Raw genomic sequence first — 18,931 nt, 5'->3', positions numbered from 1 at the left:
CACGCAGAATGCGTGGGGTGTTCAGCCAATGAAAAGGCCCGGACATGACCGGGCCTGGGAGATCTTGTCAATATTTGGCAGGTCAGTGCATGGGCTGCTGATGCTGCTGGATGCCGGCAATCAGCCAGTCGCCCTCGGGGTTATCTGCCGCATGCTGAACATGCCAGATCTCGGCAATTTCCTCCGGCAGGCCGTAGTTTTCGCGCAGGCGGCCCTGAAAAAGCACGGAGGCCACGACGACGTTGCCCTCCCGGGTGATGTCCAGGAGTTGGGCGTCCAGAGACTGAACCTCCGTGACGTTGTTGAGATCGCCCAGTCGATTGCGTTCCGCACTCAATGCGGCAAACATCTCCGGCGTGAAATACTCGCGGAGCGTATTCAGGTCGTTGGCATCCCAGGCTTTCTGCAGGCTGGTGAAGTGGTGTTGGGCTCCCCGCAGGAAGCTGGTTTCGTTGAACCACTGGGGCGCATCGGCCAACGGTGCCGGCGGCACGGCGCCGAGACCGGTGCCTGCCATCCCACGGTTCATGGGCTCGTGGTCCACGCCGTTCAACGGTGCGCCGGTGTTGGCATAAGGGGTCATGCCGGATGGGGCGGTTGGCTTGCGCAGGGCGCGAATGATCAGGTAAGCGCCAATGGCCAACAGGGCGATGAGCAGGAAGTCCATCGGCTTCAGACCATCGAATGCGCCACCGAAGAAGAGAGCAGCGAGAAGCCCGCCTGCAGCCAGGCCAGCCAGCGGACCCATCCAGTTGCGCGCGCCAGCGGCTGCGGGTGTTGCGGCAGCAGGGGGCGTTGCGGGTTTTGTGGCCGGTGTCGTCGCCTGACGGGCATAATTCGGCTTGCTATAGCCGAAACTGCCGCCCGAGCCAAGTCGTTTGGCTTCTGCGCTTTGCAGGCCCAGAGCCAGGACTAGGCCGAGGCTCACCAGGACGGTCGTGATGAATGCGGCAGTCTTTTTGATGATCATGTGCGATTCCCGATTACTTGAAATGGATCAATATGCGTTTTCATTCTAGGGGTTGGATAGCCCCGTTGCACGTCCTTTCAGGAAGTTTCGTGTAGCAGGGGAATTAAATACTTCCTGCATGATAAAGGCTGCTCGTGCGCACGATCACCTGGTCCGGGCATGCCTTGGGAACCGTTCGGGGCGGTGATACTCTGAGTTTGAAGTTGGTGAAGCGTAAATGAGGATGGCATGGAATTTTTGACCGATTATGGTTTGTTTCTGGCGAAGACCGTGACCTGGGTTTTGGCCGCTTTGGTGCTGGTGGCGGCTATCGTTTCACTGCGGCAGCGGAACAACGCTTCGGCCGGGTCGCTCTCGGTGAAACGTCTGAACGATCAGTACGCTGATCGACGCGAACAGTTGGAAAAGGGCATATTGTCGGCCAAGCAGTTTCGACAATGGCGTAAATCGGTCCAGAAGGCGCGGAAGGTCGAACAAGCACAGTCTGAAGGAGGGCGTCCCAGAACGTTTGTCTTGCGCTTTCACGGCGATCTCCGGGCCAGTCAGGTCGAGGCTCTGCGTGAGGAGGTTTCGGCCATCGTGGACGCTGCCCGACCGGAGGGAGACGAGGTTCTGGTCTGCCTCGAAAGTGGCGGCGGACTCGTGACGTCTTATGGTTTGGCCGCAGCTCAGTTGGTCCGGCTTCGGGAGGCCGGTCTGTCATTGACGGTGGCAATCGACAAGGTGGCGGCCAGTGGCGGCTACATGATGGCTGCCGTTGCACCGCAAATTGTCGCGGCACCCTTTGCCATCGTCGGTTCGATCGGCGTGGTCGCGGAAATTCCCAACATCCACCGCCTGCTCAAGCGTCATGATGTCGATATCGAGCTGCTGACGGCGGGCGAGTACAAGCGTACGCTGACTGTCCTGGGCGAGAACACGCCGGAGGGCCGCGAGAAATTCCAAAGTCAGCTCAACGAAACCCATGCCTTGTTCAAGGCGTTTCTTCAGAAATATCGTCCCGAGCTGGATCTGACGAAGTTGGCAACCGGCGAGTACTGGTTCGCTACCCAAGCTGCGCCCCTGGGGCTGGTGGATGCCTTGGCGACTAGCGACGAACTCATCGCACGACGGTGTCAGGAACGGGATGTCTTCGAGGTGCGATTGATTCGACCGAAGCCCTTGGCCAATCGATTGCGCGGCTCGGTGGAACAGGGGGCGGTACGTATCCTATCCTTGTTCATCGATCAGGTTCGCGAGAAATCGACTAACCCGCTTGAACGCGTCTGAGGTTTCTAACCGGCGCGCTACGCGTATCGTCGCTTGAGGAGGTTTCCATGGAGCAGAGTTTTCATGCCGTACCCGAGTTGTTTGCCCAACTGGGCCTTTCGGACCGGAAGCAGGATATCGACGCCTTCATTCAGGCGCATGGGCCACTGTCTCCCGAGATCGCTCTTGCCGATGCACCGTTCTGGACGCCAGCCCAGTCGACCTTTCTGCGCGAGGCCTTGGCTCAGGATGCCGATTGGGCGGAAGCGGTCGATCATCTCGATGCTTTATTGCGCTGACGGCAGGAACACGCGGTACCCGTCACTCTGAGGAAGTGGCGGCCGTCCGCCCGCTCACCCGCTTAGCTTGGGGTTTTGGTCGGCGCCAATAAGCTAGGCCCCGCCCGGCTACTGCCGGTCGGGGCCTTCGGTGATACCGATCGCGCTCGGGCGTTAGCCGTTGCGCTTCTCGATCATGCGATGAATCATCGGCGTCAGGATCAGATCCATGGCATAGCTCATCTTGCCGCCCGGTACGACGATCGTGTTGTATCGAGACATGAAGGAGTTCGGGATCATGTTGAGCAGGAACGGGAAGTCCGCACCGGCCTTTTCCGGTTCGCGGAAGCGGATGATCACGAAACTTTCGTCCGGGGTCGGAATGTCCCGCGTGATGAACGGGTTGGAGGTATCAACCGTGGGCACGCGCTGGAAGTTGATGTCCGTGTTCGAGAACTGCGGGGTGATGTAGTTGATATAGTCCGGCATGCGACGCAGGATGGTGTCGACGGTCGCTTCGGCGGAGTAGCCCCGTTCCGCGTTGTCGCGGAAGATCTTCTGGATCCACTCGAGGTTGACGATCGGCACGACGCCTACGCCCAGGTCCACGTGCGAGGCAATGTCGACGGCATCGGTCTTGACGAGGCCATGCAGGCCTTCGTAGAACAGCAGGTCGGTACCAGCCGGAATGTCTTCCCAGGGCGTGAATTCACCCGGCTTGAGGTTGGTGTTCAGTCGGGCATTGTGCTCGACCGCTTCCTGATCGCTGTGGATGTAATAACGCTTTTTGCCGGTACCGCTTTCGCCGTAGGTCTTGAACAGTTCGCCCAGCTTGTCGAAGTGGTTGGCTTCGGGGCCGAAATGTGAGAAGGAGAAGTTGCCTGAAGCTTCCGCCTTCTTGACGGCTTCGCGGAATTCCATCCGGCTCAGACTGTGGAAGCTATCACCCTCGATCACGACCGGGGTCAGATTTTCACGATGGAAAATGTGTTCGAACGCACGCTTGACCGTGGTCGTGCCGGCGCCAGATGAACCGGTGACTGCAACGACAGGATGTTTGACGGACATATCTACTCCTTAAGGAAGCTTAAACAAAATAAAAACCGGGTTGAAATACTGAGCCGAGTCGCTACCTGAACGTCATGCGTACGGGGCTCGGTCGACTGGGTGCCCTCGAACCGTACTCGGCGTGCTTTTTCATTCCCCATCTCGGCGCAATCAGCGAACCGTCAGATCCTCTACCGACAATTGCATTCGTCAAGTCGGGAGAATCAGGAGGCCAGGCGGGTAATGCCCATGCCTTGAACGCTTATTTTCGCAGCGATCCGGTTCCGGTCCAAGTTTCTGACCAAGAAGAAATCCGGAATCGTGAACCTGGGGACAATCCTGCTGATATTAGGGGTTAAGCGCCTGCGGGGCAAGTGCCGATAGATATGCGCTGCCGTGTTTGGGCTGGGTACGGGATTCCTGGTGTGATCCCTTATTTTCCTGGGGTTTTAATGGGCAGGATGAGTGAAGGTCAGGCTTTGCTGTTAGGAATGGGTTGCAGTCGCTTGAGGTGCAGATGTCGAATTAAACCGATCACCGGCCGAATCAGGAATTGCAGCGAGGCGAACAGGAAAATCCAGGCGCCGATCGTGGCCATATTGGGTACGAGAAAGCAGGCGCTGCCAATAACGAACCAGATGGCGATCAGAAAATCGTTGAGGATCAGGGCCACTTCATAGCGCTGGCGGATCACCAGCACCTCGTTGCCGAACTGTAGCTCAAGCGTGTTGTTTTCTGTCGCTTTTTCCGTCATCGGCTCAGGCGGTTTCCTTGCGTCGGTAGACGAGATCGAAGACTTCATGTCCCAAACGGATGCCGCGTCGTTCGAATTTCGTTTCCGGGCGCCAGTCCGGCCGTGCGGCGACGCCCGTGCCCTGATGCAGTGACGTGAAGGCCGCATGGGCATCGAGTACGTCGCGCATGTGTTCGGCATAGTTCGCCCAGTCGGTGGCCAGGTGCCAGATTCCTCCCGGCTTGAGGCGTTCGGCGATCAGGTCCGCGAAATCCGGCTGTACGATTCGGCGCTTGTGATGGCGGGCCTTGTGCCAGGGATCGGGGAAGTACAGCAGGAGCCGATCGAGCTGGGCCGGACCGATGCGTTGCTGGATGAACGGGACGGCATCGTCGTTCATCACGCGGATGTTCGTCAGACCCCGCTGTTCGATGCCGAGCAGGAGATGGCCCACGCCTGGGCGATGGACTTCGATGCCGATGAAGTCCTGGTCCGGTGCCGCCTGGGCCATGTCCAACAGGCTTTCCCCGTTTCCGAAGCCGATCTCCAGTGTCAGCGGGGCCGTGCGGCCGAAGAGGGCGGATTGATCGATGATCGGCCCCTGCGCCGCCAGGCCGAAGCGCGGCATCAATTCGGCCAGTGCACGGGTTTGTGCCACGGTGAGTCGTCCTTCCCGGCGGATGAAGGAACGAATCCGGCGGCTGAAGGATTCCGGGGTCGATGTGTCGGTCAACAAGGGTTCGGTCGTCATGATGATTATGGCGGTTCGAATAGGCGTCGGGATCAGAAAAACAGGCCGTCGACCGGCGAGGAGGCGCTGGCGTAACGCTTGCGAGGCATGCGTCCGGCCAGGAAGGCTTCACGTCCGGCCTCAATGGCCTTTTTCATGGCCGAAGCCATCAGCACCGGGTTTTTGGCCGCAGCGATCGCCGTGTTCATCAGGACGCCGTCGCAACCTAGTTCCATGGCGATCGCGGCATCGGAGGCGGTGCCGACACCGGCGTCGACGATGATCGGGACGTTTGCGTTCTCGATGATCGTCAGCAGGTTGTACTTGTTTTGGATGCCCAGGCCCGAGCCGATCGGGGCGGCCAGCGGCATCACCGCGACACAGCCGATTTCCTCGAGGCGCTGGCAGAGAATGGGGTCGTCGGAGGTGTAGACCATGACGTCGAAGCCATCGGCGACCAGTTGCTCGGCGGCCTTCAGGGTCGCCACCACGTCGGGGTAAAGGGTCTTCTGATCACCGAGTACCTCGAGCTTCACCAGATTGTGTCCATCCAGCAGTTCGCGGGCGAGGCGGCAGGTGCGTACGGCATCCTCGGCGGTATAGCAGCCGGCGGTATTCGGCAGAATGGTGTACTGCTCGGGCGGCAGTACGTCGAGGAGGTTCGGTTCGCCCGGATTCTGGCCAATGTTGCTGCGGCGGATGGCGACCGTGACGATTTGCGATCCGGCAGCCTGTGTGGCGGCCTGGGTTTCGTCGAGATCCTTGAATTTTCCGGTGCCGGTCAGCAGGCGGGAGTGGAATTGGCGTTTGCCGATGGTCAAAAGGTCGTTTTGGGTCTGGTTCATCGATTCGTTCTACGGTTCGGGATGGGCGGTATTTTGCGCCGGATGCTTTGTGACGGCGGTCACCTTACGCCGCTGGCGTACGGCTTTCAACTGAGCCGTTCATTCGTTGCGTCCGGCATGTCGGGTTGAGGGTGCTGCGTCGATCAGTGGGTCTGCGCTTCCTCTTCTTCTGATGAGGTTTCGAACGTCAGTGAGCGGGTGTGCAGGCTGCAGGGCGTGCCGTTGATCGCCAGTTGATCATGTATGTGTTTGAGACGAACGACGGCAAGAAATATCTGCCCGGTGCCAGCGTAGGCGGGTTGTGGTGCGCTGCTGACGATTTCACCCGCTTCCGTCGCCGCATCGTTTCGAAGAGAGATGGGGGTGCCCGGCCGGAGCATGTCGGGGTGACTGCATTGCCCGATCAGAAGGCGCCGGTTGGGTTTCCCCAAGTAGTGCAGTCGTGCGATGACTTCCTGGCCGGGATAGCAGCCCTTCTTGAAGCTGATGCCATCCTTCAGATCGAGATTCAGCCATTGGGGGACGAAATGCTGGTAGGTTTCGGGCGCGATCTGTGCGATGCCGTCCAGGATTTCCGCATGATTCCAGGTTTGTGGATCGACGGTCTCCGATGGGGCAAGACGGTTCCACACGCTGACCAGCTCGGTCGTCGGGCCCTGTATCGACAATCGAGCGATTTCGCTGCGCTGCTCCCAGGTTGCGATCAGGCCGTTGGGCAGGACGTGCTGTTCCAGGGACGAATGGGTGTTCGATGTGAAGCCCATATCGGTCAGAATCGACTCGGAGGGGTTGATGAGCCCGAGAAAACCCCAATTCGTGTCCACATCCAGTTGCAGTTTGCGCCGCAGCAGGTAGAGCCGTAAGGTCTTGATCAGTTCAGGTGCCAGATCGGCGGGAATGGTCAGCCGATACGCCTGCTGATCGGGATCCGTTTGGACCGGATGAACCAGCAGGGTGCCGAGGGTTCTGCCCTTGGCATTGCACAGGGCGGCGAAAACAGCCTGATCCGGTGTGCGCGTCAGGATTTCCTGGGTGAGCATGGCTTGCAGAAACGCCCCCGCTTCGGCACCGACGATGCTGATGCTGGCGCGATTCGGCAGCACCATGCGAACCGGAGCCTGCGCGCAACTCGGTGCGGTGTTGACGGATTGTTGCTGCAGAAATGTGGTCCACTCGGTATTCATGATTGGGTATCTTGCATGATTCGGTAGGCTATCAAGAATAGCATTTACGGGCCGAATGCACGGAAATCTCGATGCAGGGAGGATGTCATGAAGGAGCAGGGATGGCAGGGAGCCTTGCGTGAGGACCATCGCCTGACCGCTGTCTGGTTCGCCATGCATGCGCTGGTGTCGGTTTCGTTGATGGCGACGACGCTCTTGATGGGGTTGTCCTTGCCCTTGCTTGCCTTGGTGCTGCTGGTGGCTGGCGGCGTAGTGCTCGCTTCCGCCTTTCGTTGGCGACCATCGGCTTGGTTCGCGTCGGGGCAATTGGCTCTGGTCGGCGATCGTATGCGGTGGCAGGCGCAGACTGCCGACGGTGCCTGGGTAGAGGGCTCGCTGACCGTGAACTGGCGGGGCGTGGCTCTGGTCGGGCTTTCCCTGTCGGGGCCAGCGGGGCGGATCGATATCTGGGTCACCCGGCGGCGCGTGGGCGATGTTGCCTGGTGGCAACTCCAGCGCTGGCTCTACCTGAATCAGTGAACTTCCCTGAAGGGGCTAATCGGTAATGCGTTTCTGCAGTTCCCGCAGTAACGCCCCGACCTGACGCTGGAGATGTGCAAGGTCGCCTGAATTGTCGAGACAGAAATCCGCGATCGCACGACGCCGGTCGTCCCGAACCTGCGCCTGCAGCAGTTGATCGGCCTGTTGCCCATCGATGCCAGGACGGGTCAGCAGTCTGGCGTGTTGTAATGCCGGGGTCGTGGTCACCGCGACGATATGGTCCAGCCATCGGTAATGGGGGTAGACGCTCTCTTCGGCCAGCAGGGGGATGACAATGACCACGATCGGATGGGTTTCGGCCAAATGACGGGCGCGCGCCTGGGCGAGCTGGCGAATCGGTGGGTGCAGGATTTCCTCCAGCAGCCTGCGTGCGTGTGGATCCGCGAGGATTCGCTTGCGTAATGCGCCGCGATCCAGCTGATGGTCCGGTTGCAGGATGGATGGCCCGAAGGCGTCGACGATGGCCATGAGTGCGGGGGTACCGGGTTCGACCAGTTCCCGGCTCAATTGGTCCGTGTCGACAATCGGGATTTGCGCATCGGACAGTAGCCCTGCCACGGTACTTTTGCCGCTGGCAATTCCGCCAGTGAGGCCGATCAGGAGGCCCATCTCAGACATTGGCTCCGACGACGGGATAGAGGGCTTTACCTTCGCTCATCCGCTAAAACCGATGCGCGCCGAGATACAAATCCAGGATGGGCATCCCCAGGTAGTAGGCCAGGAGGCCCGCGCTGGCCAGATAGGGGCCGAAGGGGATGGGAATACGCTTGTCGTGCTTCAGGAAGAGAATCATCCCGATGCCGATGACGGCACCAACGCCTGCGGAAAGCAGTAATACGAGCGGAAGCTGGTGCCAGCCCAGCCAGGCGCCCAGGGCCGCCAGCAATTTGAAGTCTCCATATCCCATGCCCTCGCGACCGGTGGTCAGCTTGAACAGCCAGTAGATCGACCAGAGCGACAGATAGCCGACCATGGCACCCAGGACGGCATCCTTGAGGGTGACGGTTGTACCGATCCCGGTAAGCGCCAGCAAAAGCCCCAGCCAGAGCAGCGGAAGGGTGAGTACGTCCGGCAGGAGCGTGGTTTTCAGGTCGATGATCGCTGCTGCGATCAGTACCCACCCGAGTACCCAGACGGCGACCGCCGTGGCACCGGGGCCGAATTGCCAGGCCGCCAATAGGGTCAGTCCACCGCTCAGCAGCTCGATCAGGGGGTACTGCATGCTGATGGCATGGCCGCATTGGGCGCATTTCCCGCGCAGCAGCAACCAGCTGATGAGCGGGATGTTCTGCCAGCTTTTGATGGGTGTCTGGCAATGAGGGCAGGCCGAGCGCGGATGCAGGAGATTGAATGGAGAAGCCGTATCGGGCTCGGGGGGCAGTTCGAGCAGTTCCCGGCAATCCCGGTGCCACTCTGCCTGCATCATGCGGGGCAGGCGGTGAATCACGACGTTGAGAAAGCTGCCGATCAGCAGTCCGAGAATGAATGCGAACCCCAGCCACACGGCTGGATATTCGGTGAAAAAGGCAGCCCACGTGGCAAGTAGCGTCATGATATCGATGGCTTTTGAGCCGAGGGGGTTGTTTTGGTTAGACCACGGATCCGAGTTTGAAAATCGGCAGGTACATGGCAATGACGAGGCCGCCGACAACGACGCCGAGGAATGCCATGATCATCGGTTCCATCAAACTGGACATGGCGTCGACCATGTTGTCGACCTCTTCCTCGTACATGTCGGCGACCTTGCCCAGCATGGTGTCCAGTGCGCCGGTCTCTTCACCGATGGCGACCATCTGAACGACCATCACGGGGAACAGCTTGGACTGCTGCATCCCGACCTTCAGGGGCGAGCCCGCCGCAATGATGTCGCGCATGTTCATGACCGCATCCTTGAAGACGGCGTTGCCGGTGGAGCCGGCGGTCGGCGGCATGGCTTCGACGAGGGGTACACCGGCCGAGAACATGGTGGCAAGGGTGCGTGAGAATCGCGCAATGGCGGCTTTTTCCGTCAGGGGGCCGAAGATCGGCATCTTGAGGATCATGCGGTCGAGGAAGTGGTTGAAACGATCCGATCGCTGCTTGACGTAGGTAAACAGGAAAATGGCCACCCCGATGCCACCGAAAATGAAATACCAGTACTTCTGGAATGTTTCGGACAAGCCGATCACGAACAGGGTGAATGCCGGCAGGGTCGCACCGAATCCGTCAAAGAGCTGTTTGAATTGCGGGATCACGAAAATCAGCAGGATGGCAGTCACGATGAAGGCGACAACCACAACGGCGATCGGGTAAAACAGGGCTTTTTTGATCTTGCCTTTCAGGCTTTCGGTCTTTTCCTTATAGACGGCGACCCGATCCAGCACGAGTTCCAGCGAGCCGGAATCTTCGCCAGCCCGGACCAGGTTGACGAACAGTTCGTCGAAATACTTGCGGTGCTTGTCCATGGCGTTGGCCAGGGTCTGGCCACTTTCCACATCATTCTTGACCGTGGTGACCAGTTCCTTCATCGATACCTTTTCCGCACTCTGCGCCATGATGTCCAACGCCTGAACGATGGGCAGGCCCGCGGTCATCATGGTGGCGAGCTGGCGGGCGAAGACCGCGATATCGCGGGGGACGATGCCTTTGGAGTTCGAAAAGAGCGGTTTGGGCTTTTTCTTGACCCGCACGACGGTGAGCCCGAGGCGGCGCACTTCGGCGCGGACGACCATCTCGTTGTGTGCCGCCATTTCGCCCTTGACGAGTTTTCCGTCCTTGTTCTTCGCGTCATAGACGAAAATCGTCTTTTCGTCCGGTTTGGCTTTCTTTGCGGAGGTCGCGACTGCCATGGTGTTCTCCCTTAATCCTTGGTCACCCGGTTGATTTCTTCGAGGCTGGTCACCCCGGCCTGAACCTTACGAAGTCCTGAGCTTCTCAGGTCGGGAATGTTTTCTTTGCGCGCCTGTTCGGCCAGCTCCATCGAGTTGCCGCCACGCATGATGATGCGCCCCATTTCCTCGGAAACGGGCATGACCTGATAGATGCCCACGCGGCCCTTGTAGCCATTGGTGCACTGGTCGCAGCCGACGGCCTTGAACAGCTTCAGGCCGTTGTGGACATCCTCGGGTTTGAATCCTTCCCGAATCAACTCTTCCTCGGGGACCTGGTCGACCTTCTTGCAGGCATTGCACAGACGCCGCGCCAAGCGCTGTGCGATGATCAGGTTCACCGATGAGGCGATGTTGTAACCGGGAACCCCCATGTTGAGCAGGCGGGTGAGGGTTTGCGGCGCATCGTTGGTGTGTAGGGTCGAAAGCACGAGGTGACCGGTCTGTGCCGCCTTGATGGCGATTTCGGCCGTTTCCAGATCCCGGATCTCGCCCACCATGATGACGTCCGGATCCTGACGCAGAAAGGCGCGAAGGGCCGAGGCGAAGGTCAGTCCCACCCGGGCGTTGACGTTGACCTGGTTGATGCCGGGTACCACGATTTCTGCAGGATCTTCCGCGGTCGAAATGTTCCGGTCCATGGTGTTCAGGATGTTCAGGCCGGTATAGAGCGAGACGGTCTTACCGGAACCGGTCGGGCCGGTGACGAGAATCATCCCGTAGGGGCGATTGAGTGCCTTGAGATAGAGTTCCTTCTGCTCCGCTTCGTAACCCAGGGAATCGATTCCGAGTTGCGCGCTGCTGGGATCGAGGATACGAAGAACGATCTTTTCGCCGAACAGCGTGGGGCAGGAGTTGACCCGGAAGTCGATCGAACGACCGGCGGACAGCTTCAGCTTGATCCGGCCATCCTGTGGAATGCGGCGCTCGGAAATGTCCATGCGGCTCATGACCTTGACCCGGGAGACGATCCGGTCGGCCAGCGTGCGCGGTGGGGCAGGCATTTCCGTCAGGATGCCGTCGATCCGAAAACGGATCCGAAACTGCTTTTCGTAAGGTTCGATATGAATGTCCGAGGCCTTCCGCCGAATGGCGTCGGTCAGGACCTTGGTCACGAACTTGACCACCACGTCGTCCTGAAGCGGATCGTCGCTCTGTTCGGCTGCAGCGCTGTCCTCGCCGCCTTCGATCTGGATGTTGGCCAGATCATCATCGAGATCTGCCGTTAGGGCATCCATCGAATGATTGGCGGCCTCTTCAAGCAGACGACCGATTTTCGGCGCTTCGGCGACGACCGTGTCGATGGTCAGGTTGGTGCTGAAGCGGAAGCTTTCGATGATGCCGAGGTCCGACGGGTCGGCCAGTGCGACGGTCAGACGACGTCCGCGTTGACGCAAAGGCAGCGCGTTGCCGTTTTCCAGCAGTTTTGCCGGAACGAGCTTGATGGGCAGTTCGGAGGTATCGAATGCCTCGAGGTCAACAAGGGGTAGACCGAAATTTCGCGAAGCGGCGCGGGCGATCTGGGCGGCCGAAATCCCGTTGCCCATCAGGGCCTGGATGGTGGATTCCTTGCTGGCTTTGGCCTTTTCCTGAATTTCCGTGGCGCGCGGGGCATCGATAACACCGGTTTTCACCAGGGCTGCCAGAAGGCCGGTAATGGGCGGGTGGGTCATGAGTCTTGGCTAACCGATAATTCCGTTTATGGGCATTGAACGCATAATATATTTAAAATCAGATAGGTCTGCACAATATATTTATCCTTGGTCAGGCTCGGACGTCTCCGAGATACCGCTTTCGAGTTCGGCCAACCGTTGCTTGAGCCGAAGGTTTTCAGCCTTCATGGCGACGAGATCGGTAACATCCCGCTGCACGCCAATAAAATAGGTCAGTTGGTCCGTTTCATTGAAAACGGGCGTGATGGAGAGCTCGTTCCAGAACAGGGTACCATCCTTGCGATAATTGCGAACCGTTACCCGGGTGGGGCGGTGTCCGAGAATTGCCGCGCGAATTTCGGCGCGTGCTTCCTGGTCGCGGTCGTCCAGCTGAAGAAACCGGCAGTCCTGGTACAGGATTTCGTCGTTACGGTAACCCGTCAGTCGCTCGAAGGCTGCGTTGGCAAAGATGAGGATATTGTCCTCGCCCTCGCGTTCCGCAATCACTATTCCATCATGGGACGCTTCCACCGCCTTGAGCAGTAACTTCGGATCCAGCATCGTCGGCAATCGCTCTCTGAATCAATGGGTCTTGGCCGATCATATCAGGAACTTTCGGCGACGGGAGGTTCCGTTAGGGGTGTAGTTGTTCGGTCAAATGGCTGAGGCAGTGATGCGCGCTACCCCGAAACAGCCCCGTTTCCGTAATCTCGACCGGGGTTTCCCCTTCCATCAGCAGGCAGCGGTGGATTCGAATCGTGTTTGGCGTGGCGGGCGTCTGGTAGGCGTGACTGTCCATTCGCTGCAAACGGATCCAGTGGGTGATGTTCCAGCGCGCAATCAGGCGCACCCGTAGGGCGTCGGGGAACGTTTGTGGGATCAGGTGGATCGTGAAGCGTTCGGCGAGCGCGAGAATCAACCCGAATTCGACGGCCCGCAGAAAGCCGTCCGTATCGATGGCATCGACGGCAATGATTTGGCCGGAAGACGTGGGCTGCAGGTGAAGCAGTCCATCGATCCGGCGCAGGATCTCCGCACTCAGCCAACGGAGGACCAGGTTCTGGTCGGGCCAGATTTCCCGTCGTTCCAGCTCGTGAAGGGCGTCGATCAGAAAGAGACGGATCATGGTTTCCGGCGGATACCAGAGCAGCAGCTTGCGCTCGATTTGTTGCAGCGCATCAGCATCCAGCGCGATGGCGGCCTGCCGGACATGTGCCCGAAGGGCATCCAGTGTTGGCGGGGTATCGGATGGTGCCTCGACAGCCGCTGCGGCGCTCCGGCGAATGCCACCTGAAACTGGCGTGGAGCGGGCAGGGGGCGGTGCTGCGAATCGTTCCTCCGAGGCGCCGCTCTTGTTGTTTTGCATCCGTTCGGCCAGACGGGCTTCTCGCTTCAGCACAATGCCGATTTGGCTGAATCCCATGCCTTGCTCCGAGAGCGATTGGATGCGTCGGATCAATTCGATGTCGGCGGTGCTGTAGAGTCGATGACCCGAGGGTGTCCGGATCGGGCGAATCAGATTATGTCGACGCTCCCAAGCTCTCAGTGTGATCGGATTGATGCCGGTGAGACGTGCCACCGTACGAATCGGGAACAGTCCGTTGTTCCCCAGGGGGGGCTCATCGGGCATCGATGCGTTCTGTTTCGTCTCGTTCATGCTGTGCGGCGTCTGCCAAGGCGGGTTTGTATAATTCTTGTATCAGGAGTGTAGCAGGCTTTTTAGCCGGGATGCATCGGGGCAGAAAAGCCGTTGTGGTGCGATTTTCCTGGCCGACAGGCCTGGACGCTGGCACGTCGTGAGATGTCGGGACGGCTTGACCCGATTCTTGCGGGTCGTTATTTTCGGCGGTCGCTTACCGGCAGGTGTCGTCAAAGGTGACTTGCGTGCGTGGGGTCCAACGAAGTGTTATCCGACGGATGAGCGAGCCATCACTCATCCTGACCGCCTCGGACTTGTGTTTGAGAAATGCGCCCCAGTGACGGGTAATTCCCGCCCCACGAGGTCAAACCGTCCGGCGAATACCGTATAGTGCACAGCAAGATTTTGAAGCCCGCCGCCGTGGCGGGTGTGGAGCAAGACCATGAGTGAGCAAAGCCAATCATCCCTGATCATTTTCGATACGACCCTGCGGGACGGCGAGCAGAGTCCGGGCGCGGCGATGACCCGTGAGGACAAGTTGCGGATCGCCCGTCAGCTCGAGCGCTTGGGTGTCGATGTCATCGAGTCGGGATTCGCGGCGGCCAGCGAGGGCGATTTCCAGGCCATTCGCGCGATCGCGGAGACCATTGAGCAGTCCACGGTCTGTTCTCTGGCGCGTGCCAACGAACGCGACGTGCGTCGGGCAGGCGAGGCCATTGCGCCGGCGGCTCGTCGTCGCATCCACACCTTCATTGCGACCAGTCCCATTCATATGGAGAAAAAGCTGCGCATGACCCCGGATCAGGTGGTCGAGCATGCGGTGAACGCCGTGCGCCTGGCGCGCAGCTATACGGACGATGTCGAGTTTTCCGCCGAGGATGCGGTGCGGTCGGACATGGATTTTCTCGTTCGGGTATTCGAGGCGGCGATCGAGGCGGGCGCCACCACCCTGAACGTGCCGGATACGGTGGGTTACTCCACGCCGGCCGAATGGGGTTCGCGCATGGCTCAGCTGATCGAACGGACGCGCGGGGCAGACAAGGTAATCTGGTCGACCCACTGCCACAACGATCTGGGCATGGCCGTGGCCAACTCGCTCTCCGCCGTGCTGGCCGGGGCGCGTCAGGTGGAATGTACCATCAACGGCCTGGGCGAGCGTGCCGGGAATGCCTCGCTCGAGGAGGTGGTGATGGCGGTGCGGACCCGTCGGGACGTGTTCGGGCTCGATACCCGGATCGATACCACCCAGATCGTGCCGGCGTCCAAGCTCGTCTCCACCATCACGGGGTATCCCGTGCAGCCGAACAAGGCGATCGTCGGCGCCAACGCCTTCGCGCATGAGTCCGGCATTCACCAGGACGGGGTGCTCAAGCATCGCGAGACCTACGAGATCATGCGGGCCGAGGATGTGGGCTGGACGACCAACAAGCTGTCGTTGGGCAAGCTGTCCGGTCGGAACGCCTTCCGCACGCGCCTGACGGAACTGGGTATCGAGTTGGCCAGCGAGGAGGCGCTGAACGACGCCTTCCGACGTTTCAAGGATCTGGCCGACAAGAAGCGCGAGATCTTCGATGAAGACATCCAGGCCCTGGTGTCCGAAGTTCATGAGGAGCAGGTCGAGCACGTCAAGCTCGTTTCCCTCAAGGTCTGTTCGGAAACCGGCGAGATTCCGACCGCCACCCTGGTCATCGCGGTCGACGGCATGGAAAAGTCGGCGACCGCCCATGGCGCCGGCCCTGTGGACGCGGCCTTCGTCTGCATCGAATCGATGATGCAGTCCGGCGCCACCCTGCAGCTCTACTCGGTCAACAACATCACGAGCGGGACGGATGCGCAGGGCGAGGTGAACGTGCGTCTGGAACTGGCGGGACGGATCGTGACCGGACAGGGTGCGGATACGGACATCGTCGTGGCATCCGCCAAGGCGTATCTGAGCGCACTGGATCGCTTGCAGAACCCCGCGATGCGCGCGCATCCCCAGATGGGCGATGTCTGAGTCCGGTTTCATGAACCAGGCGACGATACTTGAGTGGCTTGGGATCGAGGTATGGCGGCCGCGCGTCACGCCGCCCCTGTTCACGGCTTCGGTCACATCTACGGGGCAATCGGCCGCCTCGGCAGGCATCGCGCATGAGGCGCTTGGACGGACCGAGCAGTTGTCCGAGGAGCTCGTCACGGATCAGTTGGCGGCTATGGTGACACCGCATCGTTCGCTGGACGAGGAACAAGCTGCTGTGGCTGGCGCTTCGGAGAGCCGGGAGAACCTCGATTCGGAGGCATTGGCGCGCGTAGTGGTGCTGAAGATTCATGATCCTGATACGCCGCCGATGCTTTTTGCCCGTATCGCGCAAATCTTGCCGCGCGACCTCTTGGTGCGTCCTGTTTCGGCTGACGCCGCGGATACTCCGTCGTTACATTGGCAGGGCGTCGATTGGCGGTTGTCTGATCTCAGGCAGGATTCGGGCCTGAAACGTCGTTTGTGGCGGGCCTTGTGTCTACCGGGACAGCAGGTCGAATGAACGGATCAGGCCGGGTTTTGACCGGACGATGCCATGACCGGCCTGAGTGACACGTTGGGACTTGTGTCCCTGGACGAAACAGACCTGCCGGCCATGCATCGGATCGAACGGGCGGGTCACCTCTATCCGTGGTCCGAACGGGTATTCATGGACTGCATCCGTTCGGGCTATTACCTGGATGGGGCCATGCAGGACGATCGTCTGCTCGGATTCGCCGTGGTCATGCCGATTCTGAACGAATGGCACATTCTGAATCTCTGTGTCGATCCCGCCGTACATCGGCGCGGTGTCGGTCGGTATCTGATGAACTATGTGCTCGATCAGGCGGTCAAGTCGGATATCGCCAGTCTTTGGCTCGAAGTGCGGATCGGCAATGCTGCCGCACGACAATTGTACGAAACGTTGGGGTTTGAGCAGGTTGGGTTGCGTAAGGGCTACTACCCGGCCAAGGCGGGTCGGGAGGATGCTCTGGTTCTGATGCGGCCTGTGGCGTCCTGAATCGTGCGTTCCCGGGGACTCGAGGTATGGGATTCAACATGAGAAGGTGTGCCATGCGACGTTATTTTCAGGCTGCGGTCCTGTTTTTCTTCAGCGTTCCCGTATGGGCGGGGGGGCAGGCGGTGTTGCAATCCGGTCAAGGCAGTCAGGCTGAGCAAGCCCAGCTTGCTTGGTTGGATGACGAACATTTGCGGATGGACATCACGCATCCGCCCGCCGAAATCCTGCTTCGTTCGGGGCATCTTTATGCCATTACCCAAGTGGGTGGGGTGCCGGTCGTCGCCAATGTCGGCAATCTCGATCAGATGGCGCAGATCCTGGGGCAGGGCAACCGGCTTCACGGGCAGATCGATCGAAAGCTGGCCCGTTCGGTGGCGTCGTTCAAGGCGACGGGGCAGCATGAGGTCGTTGCGGGCATTCGGGGCGAGGTCTATCGCGTCGTTTGGCAGGATGCGCAGGGCAAAGAGCATACGGATCAGGCGGTATTAACCACTAATCCGACAGTCGTCGAATTGACCCGCGCTCTGCAGAATCTGGGGGCAGCAGCGAACAAGGGGGGCGATGCCCGGAGCGCCGAGGTCATCCGTCGCGGTCTGGGTGTGCTGAGTTATGGCCGGGACTACCGCCTGGTTTCCTTGTCCGCCAATCCCCCGGCCGCCGCCGATCTCGACTTGCCCACCCAGGGGGTGGACGTACAGCGACTGCTGCAGGGCCTTGGCATCCATTGACCACCGCTGTGGTGGTGCTCGGTCAGTCCGGTTGCCAGCCGTCCGTCAAGGTCTTGAGGAAGGCGATCAGGTCCGCGCGTTCGTCGGCGGTCAACGCGGGCTTTTCCCCCGCATGCCGATCGAAGGGCGCATCGGCCGTATCCACATTTGCCCGGTCTGCTGCCGGCAGGTCATTGAATTTCTCTACGGCCCCATTCGCGCCACGCGGGTAGATTTTGCCCGGCTCCGTGTCTCGGAAGTCATAGAAATCCAGCACCTCGTCGAGCGTGTGGTAGACCCCGTTGTGGAAGAACACATGGCGGGTTGCCACGTTCCGCAGCGTCGGCGTGAGGAACATGCCGCAGTACTGGGTCTGTTTCGTCAGATCATCTCGGAAGGGCCCGCAGAGTCCCAGGTCATGATAGGCCGGATTGCTGTTGGCCTTGATGGCCGGATTGCGGGGGACGCCAAGGGCCTCGTACTGGTGGTCGGTGAAGAGGGGCGGCAAGTGATCTCGGGTCGGCTGGTCGCGGTGACAGGCTGCGCAGTTCCCTTTCTGGGGATCGTTGAACAGCAGATAACCCCGCATCTCCCGGCGGCTCAACGTGGTTTTGCCTTCCAGCCAGGCATCGAACTTGCTGCTGTAGGGATGGAAGCTAGGATCCTCGATCTGATAGCGGGCGACGGCGAACAGGGCTTCGGCGACAGCCTGTTTCGGATCCCGAAAGATCGCGGGGCCGAACAATTGCGTGAACACCTTCGCGTAGGGCGCCTGGGCTAATTTCTGGGCCACGATGGCCGGGGTGCCCCCATCCATTTCGACCGGGTTGTACAGCGGGCCGCTCGCCTGCGCTTGCAGGGTGTTGACCCGACCATCCCAGAACAGCCCGCCCTGCGGGACCACATTGTTCGCCGATGCATCGTTTCGAGCGTTTTTCTGCGCGCGTGGCGCGGATTGCCCATCGCGCGCCAGCTGATTCAGATTGACGTTTTCCTGTTCCGCATTGTCTGGTCCGATGCTGAAATTCGGCTGACGTTCCAGGTACATCAGACTCGGTACGGCACGCGCGCCCTGAAGCCGAAGACCGGGGCCGCCCAGCATCACCGAATCATGGTTTGGCGGTCCGTAGGCATGCTGCGGGCTATGACAGCTGGCGCAGGACAGCTGTCCCGATCCGGACAGGGTCTTGTCGAAAAAGATCTGTTTTCCGAGTAGGGCCATGGCGGACAGTGGCGCCTGCTTGGGACGAATAAGGGTTACCGGATGGGGGTTCTCGCCAGTGACCAGTTCGTACTGGGTGGAGAACCACTGCGTGATTTGGTTTGCATGCGCAAGACCGATACCCGAGGCGGTCAAAACCCCTGCAAACAAAATCAGGCTGAGTTTGGTGCGTCGCTTGAGCGAACGTTCGGTTGTCATCGATGGGATCTCGGCGATTAAAGAAGACATCCTGGCCGCGGCCAGGATGTCGGG

Annotated in this window: 20 protein-coding genes; 7 read left to right on the top strand and 13 right to left on the bottom strand. The window is 60.0% G+C overall.

Annotated features, from left to right (window positions below; all coding sequences use genetic code 11):
• Positions 1-82: 82 nt before the first annotated feature.
• Positions 83-970: a Tim44 domain-containing protein gene (locus A9404_RS05500; RefSeq protein ID WP_066099269.1), complete on the bottom strand. Its 888-nt coding sequence runs from the start codon at positions 968-970 to the stop codon at positions 83-85.
• 228 nt (positions 971-1,198) lie between these two features.
• On the opposite strand from A9404_RS05500, the gene sohB reads away from it, so the two are divergent.
• Entirely contained in the window at positions 1,199-2,239 is a 1,041-nt protein-coding gene (gene sohB / locus A9404_RS05495) for a protease SohB (protein ID WP_066099268.1), read from the top strand.
• 47 nt (positions 2,240-2,286) lie between these two features.
• Positions 2,287-2,517: a DUF2789 domain-containing protein gene (locus A9404_RS05490; protein ID WP_066099267.1), complete on the top strand. Its 231-nt coding sequence runs from the start codon at positions 2,287-2,289 to the stop codon at positions 2,515-2,517.
• A 153-nt stretch (positions 2,518-2,670) separates the two neighbouring features.
• Here the strand turns inward: A9404_RS05490 and A9404_RS05485 are convergent, their stop codons facing one another.
• From A9404_RS05485 to ygfZ, 5 genes are all read right to left on the bottom strand, one after another.
• Entirely contained in the window at positions 2,671-3,564 is an 894-nt protein-coding gene (locus A9404_RS05485; RefSeq protein ID WP_066099266.1) for a phosphoribulokinase, read from the bottom strand.
• A 451-nt stretch (positions 3,565-4,015) separates the two neighbouring features.
• On the bottom strand, positions 4,016-4,297 hold the full coding sequence (locus tag A9404_RS05480) for a YrhK family protein (protein WP_066099265.1): 282 nt from the start codon (positions 4,295-4,297) through the stop codon (positions 4,016-4,018).
• Positions 4,298-4,301: 4 nt separating this feature from the next.
• Entirely contained in the window at positions 4,302-5,027 is a 726-nt protein-coding gene (gene trmB / locus A9404_RS05475; protein WP_066099264.1) for a tRNA (guanosine(46)-N7)-methyltransferase TrmB, read from the bottom strand.
• 32 nt (positions 5,028-5,059) lie between these two features.
• Positions 5,060-5,851: a thiazole synthase gene (locus A9404_RS05470; protein ID WP_066099263.1), complete on the bottom strand. Its 792-nt coding sequence runs from the start codon at positions 5,849-5,851 to the stop codon at positions 5,060-5,062.
• A 143-nt stretch (positions 5,852-5,994) separates the two neighbouring features.
• Positions 5,995-7,035, bottom strand: a complete 1,041-nt coding sequence (gene ygfZ, locus A9404_RS05465) for a CAF17-like 4Fe-4S cluster assembly/insertion protein YgfZ (RefSeq protein ID WP_066099262.1) — start codon at positions 7,033-7,035, stop codon at positions 5,995-5,997.
• Positions 7,036-7,122: 87 nt separating this feature from the next.
• On the opposite strand from ygfZ, the gene A9404_RS05460 reads away from it, so the two are divergent.
• Positions 7,123-7,554, top strand: a complete 432-nt coding sequence (locus A9404_RS05460) for a hypothetical protein (RefSeq protein ID WP_066099261.1) — start codon at positions 7,123-7,125, stop codon at positions 7,552-7,554.
• Positions 7,555-7,569: 15 nt separating this feature from the next.
• Here A9404_RS05460 and coaE read toward each other — a convergent pair whose 3' ends face one another.
• The 6 genes from coaE to A9404_RS05430 all read right to left on the bottom strand — a co-directional run bounded on the left by coaE (position 7,570) and on the right by A9404_RS05430 (position 13,751).
• Positions 7,570-8,193 (bottom strand): dephospho-CoA kinase, encoded by a 624-nt coding sequence (gene coaE / locus A9404_RS05455; RefSeq protein ID WP_082922762.1) that lies wholly within the window; start codon positions 8,191-8,193, stop codon positions 7,570-7,572.
• 43 nt (positions 8,194-8,236) lie between these two features.
• Positions 8,237-9,127 carry a prepilin peptidase gene (locus A9404_RS05450; RefSeq protein ID WP_066099259.1) on the bottom strand — a complete coding sequence of 297 codons (891 nt, stop codon included), beginning with the start codon at positions 9,125-9,127 and terminating at the stop codon, positions 8,237-8,239.
• 37 nt (positions 9,128-9,164) lie between these two features.
• Positions 9,165-10,403 carry a type II secretion system F family protein gene (locus A9404_RS05445; RefSeq protein ID WP_066099258.1) on the bottom strand — a complete coding sequence of 413 codons (1,239 nt, stop codon included), beginning with the start codon at positions 10,401-10,403 and terminating at the stop codon, positions 9,165-9,167.
• 11 nt (positions 10,404-10,414) lie between these two features.
• The gene (gene pilB, locus A9404_RS05440; RefSeq protein ID WP_066099257.1) at positions 10,415-12,115 is read right to left on the bottom strand and encodes a type IV-A pilus assembly ATPase PilB; all 1,701 of its coding nucleotides are present in this window, start codon (positions 12,113-12,115) and stop codon (positions 10,415-10,417) included.
• A gap of 81 nt (positions 12,116-12,196) precedes the next feature.
• On the bottom strand, positions 12,197-12,655 hold the full coding sequence (locus A9404_RS05435; protein WP_066099256.1) for a PAS domain-containing protein: 459 nt from the start codon (positions 12,653-12,655) through the stop codon (positions 12,197-12,199).
• 73 nt (positions 12,656-12,728) lie between these two features.
• Complete coding sequence (locus A9404_RS05430) at positions 12,729-13,751, bottom strand: MerR family transcriptional regulator (RefSeq protein ID WP_066099255.1); 1,023 nt, start codon at positions 13,749-13,751, stop codon at positions 12,729-12,731.
• A gap of 424 nt (positions 13,752-14,175) precedes the next feature.
• Here A9404_RS05430 and A9404_RS05425 point away from each other — a divergent pair, with 424 nt between their 5' ends.
• The 4 genes from A9404_RS05425 to A9404_RS05410 are packed head-to-tail and all read left to right on the top strand — an operon-like array spanning position 14,176 to position 17,478.
• Positions 14,176-15,729, top strand: a complete 1,554-nt coding sequence (locus A9404_RS05425) for a 2-isopropylmalate synthase (RefSeq protein WP_066099254.1) — start codon at positions 14,176-14,178, stop codon at positions 15,727-15,729.
• Positions 15,730-15,739: 10 nt separating this feature from the next.
• Positions 15,740-16,252: a hypothetical protein gene (locus tag A9404_RS05420; RefSeq protein ID WP_156521249.1), complete on the top strand. Its 513-nt coding sequence runs from the start codon at positions 15,740-15,742 to the stop codon at positions 16,250-16,252.
• 33 nt (positions 16,253-16,285) lie between these two features.
• On the top strand, positions 16,286-16,750 hold the full coding sequence (rimI, locus tag A9404_RS05415) for a ribosomal protein S18-alanine N-acetyltransferase (protein WP_066099252.1): 465 nt from the start codon (positions 16,286-16,288) through the stop codon (positions 16,748-16,750).
• Positions 16,751-16,803: 53 nt separating this feature from the next.
• Positions 16,804-17,478 carry a hypothetical protein gene (locus A9404_RS05410; protein WP_066099251.1) on the top strand — a complete coding sequence of 225 codons (675 nt, stop codon included), beginning with the start codon at positions 16,804-16,806 and terminating at the stop codon, positions 17,476-17,478.
• A gap of 22 nt (positions 17,479-17,500) precedes the next feature.
• Here the strand turns inward: A9404_RS05410 and A9404_RS05405 are convergent, their stop codons facing one another.
• On the bottom strand, positions 17,501-18,877 hold the full coding sequence (locus tag A9404_RS05405) for a cytochrome-c peroxidase (RefSeq protein ID WP_066099250.1): 1,377 nt from the start codon (positions 18,875-18,877) through the stop codon (positions 17,501-17,503).
• Positions 18,878-18,931: the final 54 nt, after the last annotated feature.

Source organism: Halothiobacillus diazotrophicus (genome assembly GCF_001663815.1).
Taxonomy (GTDB): Bacteria; Pseudomonadota; Gammaproteobacteria; order Halothiobacillales; family Halothiobacillaceae; genus Halothiobacillus; species Halothiobacillus diazotrophicus.
This window is presented reverse-complemented; position numbering and strand designations above follow the sequence as displayed.